Raw genomic sequence first — 19,895 nt, 5'->3', positions numbered from 1 at the left:
CGCACGGACCGGACCCGCGACGGCGCCGCGGTCACTCCCCGCCGAGGGCGGCCACCACCGGGCGGGACAGCGCCCGCCGGGCGGGCAGCACCGAGGCGGCCAGCGCCGCCCCGACCGCCACCGCGACGACCAGGCCGAGCCGGCCCCACGGCAGCACCAGGGTGAAATCGCCACCGATCCGGGCCAGCACCGCCATCGCCGCGGCCGCGACCCCGATGCCCAGCGCGACGCCGAGCACCGTGCCGACCAGCGCGGTGAGCAGCGCCTCGACCGCGAGCACGGCCCGCATCCCGCCCCGGGTCAGGCCGACGGCCCGCAGCACCGCGTTCTCCCGGGTGCGCTCCACCACCGACAGGCTCAGCGTGTTGGCCACGCCGACCAGCGAGATCACCACCGCCAGGCCGAGCAACGCGGTGACGAAGGCCAGCACGAGGTCCACCGTGCCGGTGAGCATCCGCTTGTACGCGGCCTGGTCCAGCAGGTTGGCCGTCGGATAGTCGGCGAGCACCGCCTCGAGGACCGTACGGGCCGCCGCCGGGGAGACGCCCTCGGCGGGCTCCACCTCGGCCAGGTGACCCCGCTCGGCCGGGAAGAGCCGCCCGAAGTCGGCGTCGACCAGGTCCACCTCGTGCCCGGCCGGCACCGGGCCGGCGGCCAGGGCCGGCTCCTGCGCGGCGACCACCGCCGCCACCCGGAACGGGTGACCGGCCAGGGTGACCGTGCTGCCGACCCGCCAGCCCCGGGCGGCGGCCAGTTCCCGGTGCACCAGCACCGATCCCGGCGCCAGCCCGGCCGGGTCGCCTGCGTCGACCGCGGTGAGCGTCCGGCGGACCAGGGCCGGATGGGCGGCGCGCAGCTCGATCCCATCGACCACCCGGCTGCGCTGCTCGTGCACCACGCCCAACTCGGGGCGGGCGGCCAGCTCGTCCACCAGCGGCGCGGGCAGGTCGACGCCGATCCCGGTGACCAGGAAGTCCACCCCGAGTTCCCGGTCCACCGCGGCCTCGATGCCGGCCTTGGCGCTGCCGGCGCCCACCACGAAGGCGGAGACCAGGCCGATCCCGATCACCATGGCGGTGGCGGTCGCCGCGACCCGGCGCGGGTTTCGCACCGCGTTGGCCACCGCCAGCGCGGCGGTCACGCCGAACAGCCGCCGCGCCGGCCGGCCGAACAGCCGGACCAGCGCCGGCACCAGCACCGGACCGAACAGCACGACGCCCAGGAAGGCCAGCACCCCGCCCAGCGCGACCAGGGGCACCTGAGCGGCGGCGCCGGCGCCGGCCAGCGCCGCCACCCCGCCGGCGAGGACCAGGGCGCCGGCCGCCAGCCGGAGCCGCCCGGCCGGGCGGGCGGGCCGCACGGCGGCGTCGGTGAGCGCGGCGACCGGCGCGATCCGGCTGCCCTGCCAGGCGGGCAGCGCGGCGGCGAGCACGGTCAGCGCGGTGCCGAGACCGAGGCAGAGCAGCACCGTGCCGGCGGTCACGGTGAGCGTGCCGGCGACCGGCACGTCCAGGGCGGGCAGCAGCGCGCCGAGGCCGGCGGCCAGCCCGACCCCGGCCAGCACGCCCACCGCCGAGGCGAGCAGCCCGGTCAGCGCCGCCTCCCCGAGGGCGGCCCGGAAGACCTGGCCACGGGTCGCGCCGACCAGCCGCAGCAGCGCGGTCCGCCGGGCCCGCTGGGCGAGCACGATGGCGAAGGTGTTGGCGATGACGAAGCCGGCCACCACCACGGCCACCGCGGCGAAGGTCAACAGGAACAGCCCGAACTGCCGGCCGTCGCGGACCGCGTCCTCGACCGCCTCGTCCAGGATCACCCGCCGGTCCTTGACCGGCACACCCGGGCCGACCACGGCGCGGACCCGCTCGGCCAGCGCCTGCCGGTCCACCCCCGGGCCGGCCGCCACCATGATCCGGTCGTACCCGGCCACGCCGGCGACCCGCAGCGCGTCCGCGCCGACCAGCCCGAGGTACGGCCCGCCGACGTCCCGGGTCGAGCCGGCCACGTCGACGGTGCCGACCAGGGTGTACGGCCGCGCCGCCGCCGTGGCGCCGCCGACCCGGACCGGGTCGCCCAGGCCGAAGCCCTGCGCGGCGGCGGTGGGCGCGTCGAGCACCAGTTCGCCGGGGCGCGCCGGCAGCCGCCCGGCGACCACGTCGTACGACCGCAGGGCCGGGTCGGTGGGGACGGCGGCCAGCACCGCGTAGCCGAGCACCGGCCGCCCGTCGGCGCCGACCACCCCGGCGGTGCCGATCAACTCCCCCTCGGCGGCGGCCACCCCGTCGACCGCGCGGACCCGGTCGACCAGCGCGGGCGGCAACGGCGTCGACCCGGCGTACGCGGCCAGGTCGGTGTGCCGGTCGAAGGCCCCGGCCCGCTCCTCCGCGCCGGCCCGGATGCCGTCGGTGAAGATCAGGGTGCCGGCCACGAAGGCGACCCCGAGGACGACGGCCAGGGTGGAGAGGAGCAGGCGCAGCCCGTCCGAGCGGACCTGGCGCAGGGTGAGGCGCAGCATCCCGGTCACCGCCCCGCCGCCGGCGCCGGCTCGAGCCGGGCGAGCGTGTCGAGGACCTGCCCGGCGGTCGGCGTACGCAGCTCGTCGACCAGCCGGCCGTCGGCCATGAAGATCACCCGGTCGGCGTGCGCGGCGGCCACCGGATCGTGGGTCACCATGACGACCGTCTGGCCGAGGTCGTCCACGGCCTCCCGGAGCAGGCGCAGCACCTCGGCGCCGGAGCGGGAGTCGAGGTTGCCGGTCGGCTCGTCGGCGAAGACCACCCAGGGCCGGGTGATCAGGGCCCGGGCCACCGCCACCCGCTGCTGCTGGCCGCCGGAGAGCTCGGCCGGCCGGTGGCCGAGCCGGTCGGTGAGGCCGACCGCGGCCACCACCTGCCGCAGCCAGTCCGGGTCGGGCCGCCGGCCGGCGATGGCCAGCGGCAGCACGATGTTCTCCTCGGCGGTGAGGGTGGGCAGCAGGTTGAACCGCTGGAAGACGAAGCCGACCCGGTCCCGCCGGAGCAGGGTCAGCCGGCGGTCGTCGAGCCGGGCCAGCTCGGCCGCGCCGATCCGGACCGTGCCGGCGCAGGGCCGGTCCAGGCCGGCCAGGCAGTGCAGCAGGGTGGACTTGCCGGACCCGGACGGGCCCATCACGGCGGTGAACCGGCCGGCGGCCAGGTCCAGGTCGACGCCGGCGAGGGCGACGACCGGCTGGGGCCCGGCGCCGTACTCCTTGCGCAGTTCGCGGGCGCTGACGGCGACGCCGGCGGTCGGGGTTGCGGACACGGTGGTGCTCCTGTCGGGCTGGTCAACGGACCTTTCCGACGCTATGCGCGGCACCGGCGTGTCGATCTCCACCTGGGCGCTCGACCCGAGTACGCCCCGGGTCGCCCCGGACCGGGTGGACCCGTACGACCCAGGTCGTACGCGCCGGTCAGCCGCCGGGGGTGACCAGCCCGCTCTCGTACGCCAGCACCACCGCCTGCACCCGGTCGCGGAGCTGGAGCTTGGCCAGGATCCGGCCGACGTGTGTCTTCACCGTCGCCTCGGCCACGTGCACCCGGGCGGCGATCTCGGCGTTGGACAGGCCCTGCGCGACCAGCAGCAGCACCTCCCGCTCCCGCTCGGTGAGCTGCGCCAGCCGGGGATCCTCGGCGGGGCCGGGACCGAGCTGGCCGGCGAACCGGTCCAGCAGCCGCCGGGTGATCGACGGGGCCACCACCGATTCGCCCTCGGCGACCACCCGGATCGCGGCGAGCAGGTCCTCCGGCGGCACGTTCTTGAGCAGGAAGCCGCTGGCGCCGACGCGCAGCGCGGCGAACGCGTCGGCCTCGGTGTCGAAGGTGGTGAGGACCAGCACCCGGGGCCGCCGGTCGGCCGGGCGGCCGACGATGCGGCGGGTCGCCTCGACCCCGTCCATGGTCGGCATGCGCAGGTCCATCACGACCACGTCGGCCGCCACCCGGTCCAGCACCCGGAGCGCGTCGGCGCCGTCGACCGCCTCGCCGACCACCTCCAGGTCGGGCTGCGAGTCGAGCACCATCCGGAACCCGGCGCGGACCAGCGCCTGGTCGTCGACGATCACCACACGGACGGTCATGCGACCTCCTCCTCCGTCTCCGGCGCCGACGGCAGCGGCAGCCGCACCTCGACCCGCCAGCCACCACCGAGGCCAGGGCCGGCGGTGAGGCTGCCGTCGTACACCCCGACGCGTTCGCGCATGCCGACCAGGCCGTGCCCGCCGGACGGCGCGGGCCGGACCGCGGGGCGGCCGCGCCCGTCGTCGGCGGCCCGGACCACGACGGCGTCCGGGGTCCAGCGCAGGTCCAGTTCGACCGACGCGCCCACCCCGGCGTGCTTGAGCACGTTGGTCAGCGACTCCTGCACCACCCGGTAGAGGGTCAGCTCCAGCCCGGGTGGCAGGGCCGGCGGCCGGCCGGTCGTGGCACAGCCGACGGTGAGGCCGGCCGCGCGGAACCGGTCCAGCAGTTCGGGCAGCTCGACCAGCGCGGGCCGCCGGTGCGCCGGCTCGGCGGAGAGCCCGTCGTCGGGCCCGGCCGCCGGCTCCGGCCGGCTCGGCTCGCGCAGTACGCCCACCAGCCGGCGCATCTCCTCCAACGCCTGCCGCCCGGTGTCCGCCACCACCTTCGCCGCCTCGCGGGCGGTCGCCGGGTCCCGGTCGATGGTGAACCGCACCCCGTCGGCCTGCACGATCATCACGGCCATGCTGTGCGCCACCACGTCGTGCAGCTCGCGGGCGATGCGGGTGCGCTCCTCGGCGACCGCGGCCCGGGCCTCGGCCTCCCGCTCGCGTTCCAGGGTGGCGGCCCGCTCCTCCAGGCTGAGCACGTAAAGCCGGCGGGTCCGCACGTTCAGCCCGACCAGCCAGACCGCGCCGGTGACGGTGCCGAACCAGATCGCGCTGGCCCACCAGGTGGCCGGTCCGGGCACCTGGAACGCGGCCAGCACCACCCCGACCCCGGCGACGCCGCCGGCGATCACCCCGTCCCGCAGCCGGTCGGCGTACTTGACCACGCTGTAGAGGGCGATCAGCACGGCGATGTCGTAGCCGAGCGGACCCCACCCGGCGAGCACCTGCGTCAGGGCGAGCGCGGCCACCGCGGCGGCGACGGCCGACGGGTGGGTGCGCCGGAAGAGCAGGGTCAGCCCCATCGCCAGCCCGACGACGGTGGCCGGCCAGCCGCCGGGCTGGGCCACCACCCCGGCGACGGCGAAGAGCGCCACCAGCCCCGCGACGGCGACGTCGAAGGCGACGCTGCGCAGCGGGCGGCCGAAGATCATGCGCTCCACGGTCACCCAGCGTACGGGGTGCCGGGTCCGTCGCCGCCGGCCCGGACACCCGGGGTCAGGAGGACGGGAGCAGCTCGCCGAGCCGGCCGATCTCCACGGTCTGCTCGGCGGCGACCGAGTTGGCGAACTCCTGCATGGTCTGGTCCACGCCGACCTTGAGCAGGTCGGTGGCCATGGCGACGGCGCCCTGGTGGTGGTCGGTCATCATCCGCACGAAGCGCCGGTCGAACTCGGCGCCCCGGGCGGCGGCGAGCTGCCGCATCGCCTCGGCGGACTGCATGCCGCGCATCGTGCCGTGGTCGTGGTCGGGGACCTCGGCGGGCAGGCCACGGGTGGTGAGCCAGGCCCGCATGACGCCGATCTCGGGCTGTTGGGCGGCCCGGATCCGGTCGGCGACGGCGCGTACCCGGGGGTCGGCGGCCCGGTCGGGGGCGAGCGCGGCCATCTCCAGGGCCTGCTGGTGGTGCGGGATCATCATCCGGACGAACCAGACGTCGAGGCTGTTGTAGCGGGGCGGTGCCGCGTCGCGGACCTCCTGCCCGGCGCGCACGCTGGCCGGTTCTCCCGGCCGGCCCGGCACGATCACCGGCGGCGCGGCACCGCCCGTGGCGGTGGGGCTGGGGGTAGGGCTGGCGGTGGCGGTGACCGGTCGGGCCACCGGCGTCGCCGGCCCGCCCCGCCGGGCCAGCGCGATGCCCAGCACGAGCAGGAGTACGGCTGCCAGTGTGACGCCGGCCCACGTCCGCGCCTGCCGAGTGGTCATACGCCACTCCCTCCGGTCGAGGTCGCAGCGATCCTATCCATAGATGACCGTTCCCGAATGTGACGCAGAACACATTGATGTCGGTCAGCAGACGGTAAGGTGTGGGCACTCGTCATCCCCTTTCGAAGGGTGTCGCCGATGCACCGATCCCCCACGTCCCGCATCCGGATCGTCAGCCTGGCCGCCGCCGCCCTGCTCGTCGCCGGCGTGGCCGCCGCCCCACCCAGCAGCGCCCAGGAGACCTCCCGGCTCAGCGCCGAGCCGACCACCGTGGACGCCGGCCTCGGCGTCGACGAGATCTCCAGCAGCCCGAACCTCCGCCAGATCGCCAGCCTGCCGAAGCAGGCGCCGTTCGACACCGAGTCGGCGTACGGCACGGACATGGCCTTCCAGGGCCGGTACGCCTTCGTCGGCAACTACAACGGCTTCGTCATCTACGACATCGCCCGGCCGAGCGCGCCGTCGATCCTGTCCCAGGTGCTCTGCCCCGGGTCGCAGAACGACATCTCGGTCCACGGCAACCTGCTCTTCCTCTCCACCGACTCCTCGCGCAGCGACGACTCCTGCGCCAGCGTCGGGCAGCCCGCGTCGGTCAAGGAGTCCTGGGAGGGCATCAAGATCTTCGACATCTCCAACAAGCGGAACCCGCGCTACATCAAGTCGGTGGAGACCGCCTGCGGCTCGCACACCCACACCCTGGTGCCGGGCAAGGACCGCCGGACCGTCTACCTGTACGTCTCGTCGTACAGCCCGCGGGCCGAGTTCCCGGACTGCCAGCCGCCGCACGACTCCATCTCGATCGTGAAGGTGCCGCTGAACAAGCCGACCACGGCCGCCGTGGTGGCCACGCCGAACCTCTTCCCCGACGGCGGGTACGAGGGCCGGCCCGGCGGCTCGGCCACCACCGGTTGCCACGACATCACCGCCTACCCGGCGCGCGACCTGGCCGCCGGCGCCTGCATGGGTGACGGCGTGCTGATGGACATCGCCAACCGGGAGGCGCCCCGGGTGATCAACCGCGTCCGGGACACCGTCAACTTCGCCTTCTGGCACTCGGCGACGTTCAACAACGCCGGGACCAAGGTGGTCTTCACCGACGAGCTGGGCGGCGGCGGCGCGGCGACCTGCAACGAGGCCACCGGCCCGCAGCGCGGCGCGGACGCCATCTACGACATCACCGGCCGGGGCGACGCCCGCACGCTGACCTTCGGCAGCTACTACAAGATCCCCCGGGCCAACGCCGACACCGAGAACTGCGTGGCGCACAACGGCTCGCTGATCCCGGTGCTCGGCCGCGACATCATGGTCCAGGCCTGGTACCAGGGCGGCGTCTCGGTCTGGGACTTCACCGACTCGCGGCACCCCGTGGAGATCGGTTACTGGGAGCGCGGCCCGCTCTCGGACGCCACCCTCACCCTGGGCGGCTCCTGGTCCGCGTACTGGTACAACGGCCACATCTACTCCAGCGACATCCAGAAGGGGCTGGACGTGCTGGAGTTGAAGGACCCGCGGACCTGGACGGCGAAGCTCACCCGGGTGCAGGAGCTGAACGTGCAGACCCAGGCGGGCTACCTGAGCTGGTGACCGCCCGGTCCGGGCCCGGCCGCCACCACGGGGCCGGGCCCGGGCCACGTTCCGGGCCGCCGGGAGCCGGCGTCCACCCCGGCCGCGCCGCCGTACCGCCGCGCGCCCCGGGGCCGGCGCGCCCCCGGCAGTCGCGGCCCGGCCGGCGCGCACGATGCCGCCGGCTCAGCCGGGGAGGCGGGCCAGCTGGGCGTCGATCGCCGCCGGCGTGAGGGCCGGCCGGCCCCCGGGGTGGCCCACCGTCGCGCCGGCCGCGGCGACCGCGTAGCGGGCGGCCTGTGGGTACGACTCGCCGCGCAGCAGGCCGGCGGTGAGCGCGGCGACGAACGCGTCCCCGGCGCCCGTGCTGTCCACCGTGGCCGTGTCGGTCAGCGGCAGGAAGACCGCGCCGTCCGGCCAGACGACCGCGTTGCCCTGCCCCGCCACCTCGACCACCACCAGCGCCGGGCCCCGGGCCCGCAGCTCCCGGCCCGCCCGCAGGCCCGCCTCGGCGTCGGCCGGCGGGACGCCCACCATCCGCCCCGCCTCCCGGGCGTCGGCCCGCAGCACGTCGGCCAGGGCGAACAGCTCCGCCCCGTCGGCCGGGTCGGCCGGCGCGCCGTCGAGGACCACCAGCCGGCCGGCGTCGCGGGCGCAGCGGGCCGCCGCGAGCGCCGCGGGCAGCGGCTGCTGCAACTGGACCACCACGGCGCGGGCGGCCCGCAGCATCGCCGCGGCCCCGACCACGTCCGCCTCGGAGAGCAGGGTCTCCTCCGGAATGTCCTCCAGGTAACGCCAGCGCGCCCCGGCGTCGACCACGTCGACGATCAGCGCGCTGGGCGTGCCGGCCCGGCGCAGCACCGGGGCCACGTCGATGCCGTCGCTGCGGGCCTGGCCCAGCAGCCGGTCGGCGACCTCGTCCTCACCGACCACCCCGAGCAGCCCGACCCGGGCGCCGAGCTGGGCGAGCCCGACGGCCTGGTTGGCGCCCTTGCCGCCGAGCAGCTCCCGGCGGCGGCGCACCGGCACCGCCCCGGACGGGCCGGGCACCTCGTCCACCAGCAGCACCAGGTCCCGCGCCACCTGCCCGACCACGATCGCGTCCAGTCCGGCCATGCCGGGTGATACCCCGGCCGCCGCCGGTCACGCCCGGCTCAGCCCCGCACCACGGTGAACATGAAGCAGCCGTACACCACGTTGCGGCTGTGCAGCTGCGACACCGCCGGGTCGGCGAGCAGCTCGGCGATCACCGCCGCCGGGTCGTCGCCGTCGTGCCGCCGGCCGCCGACGATCCGCCCCGCCCCGTCGTACGCCCGCAGCACCTGGGGCCGGCCCTGCCAGTCGGCCGGGTAGCCGCCCGGCGCCGCCGGGCCGGGGCAGTCGGCGTCGTGGGCGAAGATCGGCCCGAGTTCCCGGTACGGGCCGGCCGGGATCGGCGGCGCGTAGCCGAAGAGCAGCAGCGGCTCCCCCGGCGTGGCGTCGCGCAGGCAGCAGCGCAGCGGCTCGCCGCCCTCGGCGCGGCGGCGCTCGACCGGCTGGCCGGCGGCGTCGAGACCGGTGCGTCGCACCTGCGCGAGCACCGTGGCGGGCAGCGGTCGGATCAGGTACCGGGTCCGGGTCGTCGTCATGTCCCCAGCCTGGCGCGCGGCGGCGCCGGCGGCTGGCGGTGATCGGACGTCGCGGTGCGTCCGGGGGCCCGGCCTCGGCGCCGGCCCCGCCCGTGGTGATCGTCAGGTCTCGCGCAGGAACGTGGTCAGTGCCGCGGCAACCTCGGCCTCGCCCCGGTGGTGCGGTCCGAAGTGGTCCAGTTTCGGGAAGGCCTGCACCCGCGACGAGGGAAGCACCTCGGCGAGCCGGGTCGTGGACGGGCCGACGTGCGCCAGGTCGCTCCGGCCGCCGGTCATCAGCAGCACGTCGGCGGAGACCGCGCGGTAGTGCGGGTAGCTGTCGTCGAGCCGGCCGACCTCGGCGTGCTCGTGCAGGGCCGGTTCGAGCAGCTCGACGATCTTCGCCCGCTTCTCGCCCCGGAAGACCAGCCGCAGGATGGTGGCCATCAGCCAGCGGGGGTTGCGGCGCGCCGCCCGCGGGCCGGTGGCGATGGAGAACGTCGCGAACGCGTCGATCGGCCGACCCTGCGCCAGGAACCGGCGGGCCGACGGGATCCAGTCGGTCGGGATGAGGCCGTCGACGCTGACGCCGGGCTCGTAGACGGCCAGTTTCGTGATGTGCCGGTCCCGGCGGGCCGCCTCGAGCGCCACCAGGCCGCCGAAGCTGTGCCCGAAGACGTACCGCGCGCCGGTGGCTGCCCGGACCGCCGCCAGGTCGGCGCACTCGGCCTCGATGCCGTACCCGGGTCCGAGCGGGCCGCTGCCCCGGCGGCCGCGCCGCTGCACGGTGTGCACGGTGAAGGTGCTGGCGAGCGCCTCGGCCAGCCCGGCGAAGTCGGCGGCGTCGCTGAGCGCGCCGGGCACGATCAGCAGGTCGGGGCCGCCGCCCGTGGTGTGGTACGCGATGGTGGTGCCGTCGGCGGAGCGGACGGTCCGCACGGTTGAGGTCGTCAGCATGGGAGCTCCTCACGGTGATCCGGGTGGGGGGCGCGTCCGTCGGTGTCTCAGCCGCCGCCCAGGGCGGCGTTCAACCGTCGGGTGTACGCGAGGTAGGTGTCGAACGGCACGCCGCTGGACTCGACCAGCTCGGTGAGCCGTCCGATCAGTTCGGTGCCCGCCCGCTCGACCAGCTGCCGGCCGACGTCGGTGAGGGCGATCCGGCGTCGGTTGCCGCCGGCCGGGTCCGGGGTCACGGTGAGCAGCCCGGTGCCGGCGAGGGCGGCGACCATCCGGCTGACCGAGGGCTCGGTCACCGCCAGGCTGTCGGCCAGCGCCCGCTGGGTGCAGGCGCCCAGTTGGCCGACCGTGACCAGGACCATGAACCGGCGGTACGACAGGCCGTGGCCGGCGCGCAGGATGCCATCGCCGGCCCGCTCCAGGCGGGACACCAGCGTGTGCAGCTCCAGCCCGAGGTTGTTCGGATGGTTCATGCGGGCTATCTTAGGGCCCTAACTTAGGAATGCAAGTCTCTGCCGGAGAGGAGCACGTGATGGCACACGACGCCGGACTCGTCCTTCGTCCCGCACAACCCGACGACGTCGAGGCGATTGCCGTGCTCTGGCATGCCGGCTGGCGGGACGGGCACGCCGGGCACGTCCCCGCCGAGCTGCACCGGCACCGGCGGCTCGCCGACTTCCGCGACCGGGTACCGCCCCGCCTGTCCGCCACCACGGTCGGCACGCGGGACGGCCGGCTCGTCGGGTTCGTCACCGTCCGCGAGGACGAGGTCGAGCAGGTGTACGTCGTCGGGCCGGCCCGTGGCACCGGGGTGGCGGGCACGCTGCTCGCCGCCGCCGAGCACGCCGTCGCCGCCCGGTTCGACTCGGCCTGGCTCGCGGTCGCGGTCGGCAACACCCGGGCCCGCCGGTTCTACACCCGCCACGGCTGGCGCGACGCGGCGGCCCTGGACTACCCCGCCGAAGCCGGCACCGCCCCCGTCCTCGTCGCCTGCCGGCGTTACGAGAAGCGGGTCCGGTGAACCCGGAGCCTTCGACCCGACGACCCGGGTGCGGTCCGGGCGACCCGCTCAGCCCGGTAGCGGCGCCCCGTCGCCGCCCCGGGTCCGGCGCGGGCCGACCAGCCGGCGGACCATCGGCACGGCGTTCCACTTCGCCGCGCCGACCAGGTCCCGGGCGTGCTCCAGCACCGTGTAGTCGGGGCGGGCCAGCCCGTCGGCGATCGCCCGGTCCAGGTCGTTGCCGCAGCGGGTGAGCACGCTGTCGAAGTCGCGGCGGACCGGTTCGAGCAGGTCGTAGCCGAAGGAGCGGTACAGCCGGGCGAAGAGCGGCTTGTACAGGCGGGCCCGCTCGTGCAGCCCGGACGAGTACGACATCGGGTTCTTCGGGCGCCGCCGGACGTAGTCCGGCAGCACGTCGGCGAAGGCCCGCCGGACGATCCACTTCTCCTGCCCGTCGCGCACCTTGAGGTCGAGCGGCAGCCGCATGGCCAGCTCCACCAGGCTCAGGTCGAGGAAGGGGACCCGCGCCTCCACCCGGTGCGCCATGCTCACCCGGTCGACCCGCTGCAACTCGGTGCGGCACAGGTTGCGGATCTTGTGCAGGAAGAGCCGGCGGGACCGCTCCGGGCCGGCGCGGTGATACATCGGGTAGCCGCCGAACAGCTCGTCCGAGCCGTCCCCGGTGAGCACCACCTTGACGCCCAGCTCGCGCAGCCGGCGGAAGAGGGGCACCGAGACGACCGCGTTGATGATGTCGCCGTACTCGGTCAGCTCGGAGATCCGGATCGCCTCCCGGACGTCGGCCAGCCGGATGTCGCGCGGGCGCAGCTCGACCACCTCGTGCGGCACGCCGAGGTCGGCGGCGAGCCGCCGCGCGTACGCCACGTCGGGGCTGTTCGGCACGCCGACGGTGACCGCCACGCAGTCCGGGTGCGACTGCCGGGTGTGCAGCAGCGCCAGCGAGCTGTCCAGGCCGCCGGAGAGGATCACCCCGACGGTGCGGTCGGTGTCCAGCCGCACCCGGATGCTGTCGGTGAGCGCGGCCCGGACGAGCAGGGCGGCCTCGTCCGGGTCGTCGATCACCGGCCGCCCCGCGCCGAGGGCGAGCAGGTCCACGTGGGGGCGCAACCGGAGCCGGCCGTCGGGCTCGGCCCAGCCGTGGTGTCCGGGCGGCACCTCACTGATCGGCGCGCCGTGCCCGACCAGCGCCTTCACCTCCGAGGCGAGGTGCACGCAGCCCGGGCCGCGGGACCAGTAGAGGGGCTTGACCCCGAGCGGGTCGCGGGCCAGGTAGGCCCGCCCGCCGGCCCGCTCGACCACCACGAAGGCGTACTCCCCGCGCAGCCGGTGCACCGCCGCCTCGCCCCACTGCCGAAAGGCGGCCAGCACCACCTCGGTGTCGCTGGCACTGCGGAACGGGTACCCGAGCCGCGTCAGCTCCCCGCGCAGCTGGTGGTGGTTGAAGATCTCGCCGTTGTAGCAGAGCAGGTGCCGCTCGTCGGGCGAGAGCCACGGCTGGCCCGCCCGGTCCGGATCCACCACCCGCAGCCGGCGTACGCCGGCCAGCAGACCGTTCTCCTGCCGGGTCTCGGTCACCTCGCCGCGCGGCGCGAGGACGGCGAGCATCCGGCGGAAGGTCGCCGGATCGGCCTCGGGGCCGAGGCTGAGCGCGATGCCGCACATCGCCTCACACCCCCATCTCGGCCTCGTACGCCCGGCGGAACCGGCGCCGCGCGTCGGGCGCGAGACAGATGTGCCAGGCCTGGCCCTCGTCGATCACGTTGATCTCCCCGACCTCCTGCCGGGCCAGCAGCAGCTCGGTCAGCGTGTCCCGGACGCCGAACCGCTGGTACCACGCCACCTCCACGTCGGCGGCCCAGCCGAGGCAGTGCCCGCTGGGCACCATCGCGGCGTACCCGAGGCGGCGCAGCCGGTACTGGTGTTCGGCGCTGCGGGCCAGGCTGGTGGCCCAGAGCGGTGGCGTGCCGGGCGGGCAGGCCAGGGCGAACTGCCGGCCGATGTCGTTGAGCAGGGCCACGATCTCGCGCCGGGCCCGGCGGAACCGCAGCCCGGCGGTGCGGGGGGTGGCGTCGGGCCGCAGCCGTCGGCCGACCGCCCGCAGCCCCCGGCCGAACACGCCGACGGGCTGCTCCTGATAGCGGAAGGCGAGCAGCCCGCGCCGGCGCAGCCACTCCAGGTCGACCAGGTCGGTGCTGCTGTCGACCTGGCTGTCGGTGAGCAGGGTCGGGGTGTCCCGCCACCACATCACGTCGATGCGGGACAGCAGGTAGATCCGGACCAGGGCGGTGAGGTCCTGCGCGGAGCTGCGGGCGTTGGGCTGGTAGCGGGCCATCTCCAGCAGCAGGGTCTCCCGGGCGCCGACGAATCCCTGCGGGGTGGCGTCGAGGACGGCGGCGATGGCCGGCTCCCGCAGCCGCTGGTCCAGCAGCACCTGCCGGGCGGCGGTCGACGGGGCGTCGGCGAGGGCGCCCACCTCGACCAGCAGCTCGGCCACCGCGGCCCGGTACGCGGCCAGGTCCGGCCGCCGCCCCGGGGCGGGGCGGCGGCCGGTGGCGGGCGGCAGGCGGCGGGCGGGAGCGGCGGGCGCGACGGCGGGCCCGGGCTGCTGCCCGGGGCTTCGGCTGGGCACTCGCATGGTCGGGTCCCCTCTCCGGGCATCACGCGGCGTGGTCGAACCTGAAACACACCGTAATCGCAGCGAGAGGGCGATCCCCGAACAATCCTCCTATCCCCCCTTAAGGGCGACGAGTGGCTGAATTCGGCACGGACAGCTCAGCGACCCAGTCATAGGCCGGCACGTCCGGCAGGTCGGCCTCCCGGTCCCCCCGGGCCGCGTCCGCCAGGTGCAACGCCGCGCCCAGGGCGGCCCGGAACAGCAGGGACCCGGTGCTGACCCGGGCCACGCCGAGCCGGCCGAGGGCGGCCATGCCCGGCCCGCCGGGCCGGTACAGCACGTTCAGCGGTAGCCCTACGTGCGCCGCCAGCCGGGGCACGAGGTCCTCCGGCACGGCCGGCGCGAAGAAGCCGTCGGCCCCGGCCTCCCGGTACACCCGGGCCCGGTCCAGCGCCTCGGGCAGCGGCTCGGGCACGCCCAGCCACCAGGCGTCGGTGCGGGCGTTGACGAACACCTCCGGCGCGGCGGCCCGGACGGCGGCGATCTTGGCGGCCATCAGGTCGGCGGGCGCCAGGGTGCCGTCCGGGCGGCCGTCCTCCAGGTTCACCCCGGCCACGCCGAGCGCGGCCAGTTCCGCGACGTGCTCGGCCACGGCTGCCGGGTCGTCGCTGCCCCCGCCCTCGATGTCCACGCTGAGCAGCGCCGGCAGGTCCCGCAGCCGCCGGGCCAGCGCGACGCTCTCGGCCCGGATGGCGCCGGCCGCGTCCGGCTTGCCGGCGGCCGCGGCGATGCCCAGGCTGGTGGTGCCGACGGCCGGGTGGCCGCGGGCCGCGAGGGCCGCCGCGGAGGCGTGGTCCCAGGCGTTCGGCAGCAGCAGCGGCTGGCCGGGCCGGTGCAGGTCACGGAAGGCGGTACGGGCGTTCATCGGACGCTCACCTCGATCTGGGTCGGGACGTGCAGGGTGGGGTGCGTCTCGTGGGTCACCGGGCCGCCGGTGGCGGCGCACCGGCGGCGCACCTCGTCGACCACCCCCTCGGCCAGGGCCAGCGCGTGCCGCTCCCCCGGGCAGCCGCGCGGCCCGGCGCCGAAGGTCAGTGACCCGCGGCCGGGCCGGAACCGGTCCGGTTCCGGATGCGCCGCCGGGTCCCGGTTGGCCGCGTCGAAGCGCAGCAGCAGCGGGGTGTCCGGGCCGATCGTCCGGCCGCCGAGGCGCAGCGCCACGGTGGTGACCCGGCGGGTGGCCCGCACCGGCGGCTCCAGGCGCAGCACCTCGGCCAGCAGGTCGGCGGTGGGGACGGCGGCCGGCGCCGCGAGCCCCCACCGGACGGCCGCGCCGATCAGCCCGGCGGTCGCGTCGCAGGCCTGCACCAGCAGCCCGATCCGGTTCGCGGCCACCTCCGGCGCGGCCGGCGGCGACAGCGCCAGCAGCGCGGCCACCGCCCGGTCGGCGGCGGCCACCGCCGCCGGGTCCGCACCCGGGTGGTACGCGGCCGCCACCGCCGCCACCGCCGGCGCGGCTGCCACCGGATCGGCCAGGCCGAGCCCGGCCGCCAGCACCTCCACCGGTACGCGCCGGGCCAGCAGCGCCATCACGTCGGCCCGCCCTGCACCAGGGTGGTCACCCGCCCCGCCGGCGGCCGGCGACATACCGGCCCGTGCCGTCGGCGCACCTGCACCGGACCCGTCGGTGTCCGCCGGGCCGGACAGCATCACGGGGTGCGGCGGCACGGCGGCGGACCGGTCGGCGTCCGCCGGGCCCGGCAGGATCGCCTGGTGCGGCGGCACGGCGGCGGACCGGTCGGCGTCCGCCGGGCCCGGCAGGGTCGCCTGGTGCGGCGGCACGGTGGCGGACCGGTCGGCGTCCGCCGGGCCCGGCAGGGTCGCCTGGTGCGGCGGCACGGCGGTGGGCGCGGCGGTGGTGCGGCCGGCCGGGGCGGCTGGGGCGGCCACCACGTCGAGCAGCACGGCGGTGGCCCGGGCGGCGGTCGTGCGCAGCTCGTCCGGGTCGAGGTCGGCCAGCGCCGCGACCCCGACCGCCCGGCGGGCGGGATGCTGCTCGGGCGGGCTGAACCGGCTGACGGCGCCGCGCAGCCAGGCCAGGGTGCCGTCCGGCGCACCGGGGGCGGCCGCGGGCACGACGCACCGGGGGTCGGTCAGCACGGCGAGCACGTCGGCATGCCGGGTGACGGTCCACCCGTCGGCGCCGGGAGTGGGCGGTCCGCAGGGTGGCGTACCAGGGGCGGGGGCGATGATCGACCAGCTCATGCTCCGACCGTAGGTGCCCCACCGTTCGGTCCGGACCGAACGGTTCCCCACCTGCCACCGGACCACGGGCCCCGTCCGGCCGGTGGAACGCCATGGGTGTGTCCGCACCCCGGAGACACCCATGGCGCTCCACCCAGCGGCGTGTCCGGCGGTGCGCGACGGCCTGACGGATCGCGATCTGGCTTCCCGCCCGGTCCCACGCCCCGTTCCTCCGCACACCTCAGTACCGGCCGTCCCGCGTGATCCACCTTCACCGGGATACCGAAAAGCGGCAACACGCAGAAAGCCGACACGGGAACCGCCATCCCGAGCCGGGGAGCGGCGTAGACGCAAAGACAAGAGATCTTGGTAAGAATCGGCCCCCCTGGGGGCCATTTCCTACCAAGATCTCTCGGGCTCGGGGTCGACCTGGCGGTGTGGCTGCGCGGGGGTCGGGCCCGGAGAGCGTCGGCGCGGGTGGGGCGCGGGAAGCGTCCGCGCGGGTCGGGCCCGGAGAGCGTCGGCGCGGGTCGGGCGCGGAAAGCGTTGGGGCGGAGGGGGAAGCGCTGGGGGCGGGTCGGGCGGTGGGGCGGGTCAGGCGCGGGCGGGTGCGGTGTCGCGGGAGGCGGGTGCGGCCAGGTCGTCGGGGGCGACCCCGAGGGCGGTGGCCAGGGCGGGCCGGCCGGCCGGGGTGAGGCGGACCGCCCGGCCGGTGCCCCGGGCGGTCCAGCCGAGGTCGAGGAAGCGGCGGCACAGCGCCGCCCCGAGCGCGCCGGCCAGGTGCGGGCGGCGCTCGGTCCAGTCCAGGCAGTCGCGGACCAGCGGCCGGCGGCCGGCGCGCAGCGGCTCGACCGGTACGCCCAGCTCGGTCAGCCATCCGACGCCCGCCGGGGTGAGCGCCAGGCCGCCGGCGCGGTCCAGCACGCCCCGGTCGAGCAGGGCGTCGTGCAGCACCACGCCGAGCCGGCCGGCGAGATGGTCGTAGCAGGTCCGGGCGTACGCGAGGGCGACGCCGGCCGACACGGCGCGCAGGCCGCGGGGCGGGGCGGGTGGGATGGGCGCGTGGCCGGCCAGGTCCTCGACGAGCTGGGCCACCGCCGGGCCGGCGAGGCGCACGTACCGGTGCCGGCCCTGCCGTTCCTCGACCAGCAGCCCGCCCTGCACCAGCCGGGTGAGGTGGTCGCTGGCGGTGGACGGGGCCACCCCGGCGGTCCGGGCCAGCTCGCCGGCCGTCCAGGCCCGCCCGTCGAGCAGGGCCAGGCAGAAGCTGGCCCGGGTGGAATCGGCGAGCAGCGCGGCGAGGCCGGCCAGCGCGCGGCCGTCGGTACCGGTCGTGGTCATGCCCTCCATGCTGGCACGGCCACGGTTCGGTCCCGGTCGACAGGTGCGGCGGCCTTTACATCGTTGTATCCAACGTTGTAGAAGCGGCAGACCGACGTCCGTCCATACCCGAGGCAGGTCTGATGGGACGACACCTCCACCGCGCCGGCGTGCTCGCCGCCGTCCTCGCGCTCGCCCTGAGCGGCACGGCCGCCGCGCCGGCCGCCGGCACCGCCCCCGACCGCTACCGCAACCCGATCTCCGCCGGGTTCGCCGACACCTTCGCCGACCCGGTGGTCGTGCGCGGCGACGACGGCCTCTGGTACGCCTTCGGCACCTCCGACCCCCTCCGCGAGGGCGAACGGCAGGCCCACCGGGTGCCGATCGCCCGCTCGGCCGACCTGGCCGACTGGACGTACGTCGGGGACGCCTTCGCCCCCGAGCAGCGCCCGTCCTGGGCCGCGCCGGGGGCGGCGTTCTGGGCGCCCGACGTGCGCCGGGTCGCCGGCCGCTGGGTCATGTACGTGACGGTCACCGACACCACCGTCTCCGGCGACACCTTCGACACCGCGGTCGGTGCGGCCACCGCGCCCACCCCGGCCGGCCCGTGGACCTTCGCCGACGAGCCGGTGGTGGCCCCGCGACCCGGCGGGGGCGGCGGCTACCTCTGGACCATCGACCCCAGCCAGGTCACCGACCCGGCGGGCCGGCACTGGCTCTACTACGGCAGCTACTACGGGGGCATCTCGGTCACCGAACTCTCCCCGGACGGGCTGCGCGCGGTCGGCACACCGACGCTGGTGGCGATCGACAACAAGTTCGAGGGCGGCTACGTGGTCCGCCACGACGGCTGGTACTACCTCTTCGCGTCCACCGCGAACTGCTGCGCCGGCCCGGCCACCGGCTACTCCGTCCAGGTGGGACGGGCACGCGAGCCGCGCGGGCCGTTCGTGGACCGGGACGGGCAGCGGCTGGACGTCTCCCGGGCCGGCGGCACCCCGGTGCTCACCCAGAACGGCAACCGGTGGATCGGCACCGGCCACAACGGGGTGCTGACCGACCTGTCCGGGCAGGACTGGATCGTCTACCACGCGATCGACCGGGCCGACCCGTACCTGGACGAGCCGTTCGGCATCAACGAGCGGCCGATGCTGCTGGACCGCCTGGACTGGGTGGACGGCTGGCCGACCGTGAACGCCGGCGCCGGCCCGTCCGAGGGTGCCCGGCCCGCCCTGACCACCACCGGGACGCTCGACGCCCGCTTCGACACGGCCGACCTCGCCGGCTGGCGGGCCGCCGGCAGCTGGCGGGTGGACGCCGGACAGGTCACCGGCACCGGCGCCCTGACCAGCCGTACCGTCTCCGGTGGGGACGTGCGGGCGGAGGCCGACCTGCGGCTGTCCGGGGCGACCGCCGCCGGGCTGCGCCTCGGCCGGGTGGACGTCCGGGTCGGCACCGGCCGGCTGACCGTCCGGCAGGCCGGCGGCGCGAGCGCGCACGCCGCGCTGCCCGCCGGCCTCGACCTCGCCGACCCGCACAACCTGGCGGTCGAGGTACGCGGCCGGGACCTCGTCGCCGAGCTGAGCCCGGCCCGCCTCGGCGACCAGCTCGCCGTGGTGACCCTGCGGCTGGCCCGTCCGGCGACCGGCCCGCTCGCCCTGCTCGCCGACGGCGGCCCGGCCCGGTTCGACAACGTCAGCGTGGCCCGGCTGTACCGGCCGGTCCGGCACACCGTCGCCCCGCCAGCCGTGGGCCGGCTGCTGCCCGGCTGGTCCGACGAGTTCACCGACGGGCTCGATCCGGCCTGGCGGTGGGTCCGGCGCAACCCGACGGCCACCGTGTCCGGCGGCGCGCTGCGCTGGCCGGTGGAGTCGACGGATCTGGTCGGCACCGGCAACACCGCCGGGGTGCTGCTGCGCGACGCGCCGACCGGCGACTACGTGGCGGAGACCAAGGTGGCCCTCGACCTCGGCGAGGACACCGTCCGCAACTACCAGCAGGCCGGCCTGGTCGCGTACGTCGACGACGACCGGTTCGCGCGGCTGGCCCAGGTGGCCATCTGGAACACCCGGCAGGTCGAGTACGGCTACGAACAGCCCTTCGCCGGCCAGCCGGTGTACGGCGGCAGCATCGTCGGCACCCCGGCCACCACGACCTGGCTGCGGCTGGCCCACCACGTCGACCCGGCCAGCGGTGAGCATGAGTTCCGGGCCGGCTCCAGCCGGGACGGGAAGCACTGGACGTGGGGCGCGGTCTGGACCTTCCCGGCCGACACCACGCCCCGGATCGGGCTGGTCGCACACGGCGGCGCGGAGCCGCCGGTCACCGCCGAGTTCGACTACCTGCGTCTCTACCGCTGAGCCCCGGGTCGGGGGCCCCCCCCCGCGGCCCCCCCCCCGGGGGGGGGCGCGCCCGCGCCCGGCCCGGGGGGGGGGGGGGGGGGGGCCGGGGGGGGGCCCGCGGGGGGGGGGGGGGGGCGGCCGGGGGGGGGGGCGGGGCCGG

Annotated in this window: 17 protein-coding genes; 3 read left to right on the top strand and 14 right to left on the bottom strand. The window is 76.6% G+C overall.

What is annotated here, in order from left to right; all coding sequences use genetic code 11:
• Positions 1-31 precede the first annotated feature (31 nt).
• From ACIBPB_RS30230 to ACIBPB_RS30210, 5 genes are all read right to left on the bottom strand, one after another.
• Positions 32-2,512, bottom strand: coding sequence for an ABC transporter permease (locus ACIBPB_RS30230; protein WP_396842844.1), 2,481 nt, complete (start codon positions 2,510-2,512; stop codon positions 32-34).
• A 5-nt stretch (positions 2,513-2,517) separates the two neighbouring features.
• The gene (locus ACIBPB_RS30225) at positions 2,518-3,279 is read right to left on the bottom strand and encodes an ABC transporter ATP-binding protein (protein ID WP_396842843.1); all 762 of its coding nucleotides are present in this window, start codon (positions 3,277-3,279) and stop codon (positions 2,518-2,520) included.
• Positions 3,280-3,427: 148 nt separating this feature from the next.
• Positions 3,428-4,093 (bottom strand): response regulator, encoded by a 666-nt coding sequence (locus tag ACIBPB_RS30220; RefSeq protein ID WP_396842842.1) that lies wholly within the window; start codon positions 4,091-4,093, stop codon positions 3,428-3,430.
• Positions 4,090-5,310 carry a sensor histidine kinase gene (locus tag ACIBPB_RS30215; protein ID WP_396842841.1) on the bottom strand — a complete coding sequence of 407 codons (1,221 nt, stop codon included), beginning with the start codon at positions 5,308-5,310 and terminating at the stop codon, positions 4,090-4,092. The genes ACIBPB_RS30220 and ACIBPB_RS30215 overlap by 4 nt, the downstream gene beginning before the upstream one ends.
• Before the next feature lie 49 nt (positions 5,311-5,359).
• Positions 5,360-6,067, bottom strand: coding sequence for a DUF305 domain-containing protein (locus tag ACIBPB_RS30210; protein ID WP_396842840.1), 708 nt, complete (start codon positions 6,065-6,067; stop codon positions 5,360-5,362).
• 138 nt (positions 6,068-6,205) lie between these two features.
• On the opposite strand from ACIBPB_RS30210, the gene ACIBPB_RS30205 reads away from it, so the two are divergent.
• The gene (locus ACIBPB_RS30205; RefSeq protein ID WP_396842839.1) at positions 6,206-7,651 is read left to right on the top strand and encodes an LVIVD repeat-containing protein; all 1,446 of its coding nucleotides are present in this window, start codon (positions 6,206-6,208) and stop codon (positions 7,649-7,651) included.
• A 165-nt stretch (positions 7,652-7,816) separates the two neighbouring features.
• Here ACIBPB_RS30205 and ACIBPB_RS30200 read toward each other — a convergent pair whose 3' ends face one another.
• The 4 genes from ACIBPB_RS30200 to ACIBPB_RS30185 all read right to left on the bottom strand — a co-directional run bounded on the left by ACIBPB_RS30200 (position 7,817) and on the right by ACIBPB_RS30185 (position 10,667).
• Positions 7,817-8,746 carry a PfkB family carbohydrate kinase gene (locus ACIBPB_RS30200; protein ID WP_396842838.1) on the bottom strand — a complete coding sequence of 310 codons (930 nt, stop codon included), beginning with the start codon at positions 8,744-8,746 and terminating at the stop codon, positions 7,817-7,819.
• Between the two features lie 38 nt (positions 8,747-8,784).
• Positions 8,785-9,258 (bottom strand): DUF1203 domain-containing protein, encoded by a 474-nt coding sequence (locus ACIBPB_RS30195; RefSeq protein WP_396842837.1) that lies wholly within the window; start codon positions 9,256-9,258, stop codon positions 8,785-8,787.
• 102 nt (positions 9,259-9,360) lie between these two features.
• Complete coding sequence (locus ACIBPB_RS30190) at positions 9,361-10,194, bottom strand: alpha/beta fold hydrolase (RefSeq protein WP_396842836.1); 834 nt, start codon at positions 10,192-10,194, stop codon at positions 9,361-9,363.
• Positions 10,195-10,241: 47 nt separating this feature from the next.
• Entirely contained in the window at positions 10,242-10,667 is a 426-nt protein-coding gene (locus ACIBPB_RS30185) for a MarR family winged helix-turn-helix transcriptional regulator (protein ID WP_396842835.1), read from the bottom strand.
• 59 nt (positions 10,668-10,726) lie between these two features.
• On the opposite strand from ACIBPB_RS30185, the gene ACIBPB_RS30180 reads away from it, so the two are divergent.
• Positions 10,727-11,215 (top strand): GNAT family N-acetyltransferase, encoded by a 489-nt coding sequence (locus tag ACIBPB_RS30180; protein ID WP_396842834.1) that lies wholly within the window; start codon positions 10,727-10,729, stop codon positions 11,213-11,215.
• A 48-nt stretch (positions 11,216-11,263) separates the two neighbouring features.
• On the opposite strand, the gene ACIBPB_RS30175 is transcribed toward ACIBPB_RS30180, so the two are convergent.
• The 5 genes from ACIBPB_RS30175 to ACIBPB_RS30155 form a co-directional block, all read right to left on the bottom strand.
• Entirely contained in the window at positions 11,264-12,877 is a 1,614-nt protein-coding gene (locus ACIBPB_RS30175) for an asparagine synthetase B family protein (RefSeq protein ID WP_396842833.1), read from the bottom strand.
• 4 nt (positions 12,878-12,881) lie between these two features.
• Positions 12,882-13,850, bottom strand: coding sequence for a hypothetical protein (locus tag ACIBPB_RS30170; protein WP_396842832.1), 969 nt, complete (start codon positions 13,848-13,850; stop codon positions 12,882-12,884).
• A 100-nt stretch (positions 13,851-13,950) separates the two neighbouring features.
• Positions 13,951-14,754, bottom strand: a complete 804-nt coding sequence (locus ACIBPB_RS30165; protein WP_396842831.1) for an isocitrate lyase/phosphoenolpyruvate mutase family protein — start codon at positions 14,752-14,754, stop codon at positions 13,951-13,953.
• Positions 14,751-16,094, bottom strand: a complete 1,344-nt coding sequence (locus tag ACIBPB_RS30160) for a cytochrome P450 (RefSeq protein WP_396842830.1) — start codon at positions 16,092-16,094, stop codon at positions 14,751-14,753. The genes ACIBPB_RS30165 and ACIBPB_RS30160 overlap by 4 nt, the downstream gene beginning before the upstream one ends.
• A 573-nt stretch (positions 16,095-16,667) precedes the next feature.
• On the bottom strand, positions 16,668-17,414 hold the full coding sequence (locus ACIBPB_RS30155) for an ArsR/SmtB family transcription factor (RefSeq protein ID WP_396842829.1): 747 nt from the start codon (positions 17,412-17,414) through the stop codon (positions 16,668-16,670).
• Between the two features lie 122 nt (positions 17,415-17,536).
• On the opposite strand from ACIBPB_RS30155, the gene ACIBPB_RS30150 reads away from it, so the two are divergent.
• Complete coding sequence (locus ACIBPB_RS30150; protein WP_396842828.1) at positions 17,537-19,753, top strand: family 43 glycosylhydrolase; 2,217 nt, start codon at positions 17,537-17,539, stop codon at positions 19,751-19,753.
• Positions 19,754-19,895 lie beyond the last annotated feature (142 nt).

Origin of the sequence: Micromonospora sp. NPDC049836 (assembly GCF_044465125.1) — a bacterium.
In the GTDB taxonomy this organism is placed as follows: Bacteria; Actinomycetota; Actinomycetes; order Mycobacteriales; family Micromonosporaceae; genus Micromonospora.
The sequence above is the reverse complement of the archived record's forward strand: the minus strand, read 5'-3'. Positions and strand labels throughout refer to the sequence as shown.